Origin of the sequence: Paraburkholderia sp. J94 (assembly GCF_905220285.1) — a bacterium.
GTDB classification, from domain to species: Bacteria; Pseudomonadota; Gammaproteobacteria; order Burkholderiales; family Burkholderiaceae; genus Paraburkholderia; species Paraburkholderia tropica_A.
Window position 1 is genome coordinate 1 of record NZ_CAJMZH010000043.1, and the last position, 1,061, is coordinate 1,061.

At 66.3% G+C, this 1,061-nt stretch carries 1 protein-coding gene; it reads right to left on the bottom strand.

Translation table 11 applies throughout. From position 1 onward, the window contains the following. The coding region (locus U4Y88_RS37535) for an acetyl-CoA C-acetyltransferase (RefSeq protein WP_321790118.1) at positions 1–1,061 on the bottom strand (1,061 nt) is incomplete at both ends.

The following is a 1,061-nucleotide window of genomic DNA, read 5'->3' on the forward strand; positions in this document are numbered from 1 at the left end:
CCCATACCGCCGCCGATGCACAGCGACGCCAGACCGCGCTTCGCGTCGCGGCGCTGCATTTCATGCAGCAGCGTCACCAGAATCCGGCAGCCCGACGCGCCGATCGGATGGCCGATCGCAATCGCGCCGCCATTCACGTTGATCTTCGACGTGTCCCAGCCCATCTGCTTGTTCACGGCCAGCGCCTGCGCCGCGAACGCCTCGTTGATCTCCATGAGATCGAGGTCGTTCACCGACCAGCCCGCGCGTTCCAGCGCGCGCTTCGATGCCGGCACCGGGCCCATGCCCATCACCTTCGGATCGACGCCGCCCGATGCATATGCCTTGATGCGCGCGAGCGGCTTCAGGCCGAGCTCTTCGGCTTTCTTCGCCGACATCACGACCACCGCTGCCGCGCCGTCGTTGATGCCCGACGCATTCGCCGCCGTCACCGTGCCTTCCTTCGAGAAAGCGGGCTTCAGGCTCGACAGCGATTCCGCCGTCACGCCGTGACGCACGAACTCATCGGTCTTGAAGACGAGCGGATCGCCCTTGCGCTGCGGGATTTCGACCGGCACGATTTCGTCGTCGAAACGGCCCGCCTTCTGCGCGGCTTCCGCCTTGTTCTGCGAGGCCGCCGCGAACGCGTCCTGTTCCTCGCGCGTAATACCGTATTCCTTCGCGACGTTTTCCGCCGTCACGCCCATGTGGTACTGGTTGTACACGTCCCACAGGCCGTCGACGATCATGCTGTCGATGAGCTTCGCATCGCCCATGCGGAAGCCATCGCGCGAACCCGGCAGCACGTGCGGCGCCGCGCTCATGTTTTCCTGACCGCCCGCCACGACGATTTCGGCGTCGCCCGCGATGATCGCGTTTGCGGCCAGCATCACCGCCTTGAGGCCCGAACCGCAGACCTTGTTGATCGTCATCGCCGGCACCGACGCCGGCAGGCCCGCCTTCAGCGAAGCCTGACGCGCCACGTTCTGGCCCGAACCGGCCGTCAGCACCTGACCCAGAATCACGTCGCTGACCTGCTCGGGCTTGAGCCCCGCGCGCTCCAGCGCCGCCTTGATGGCGAT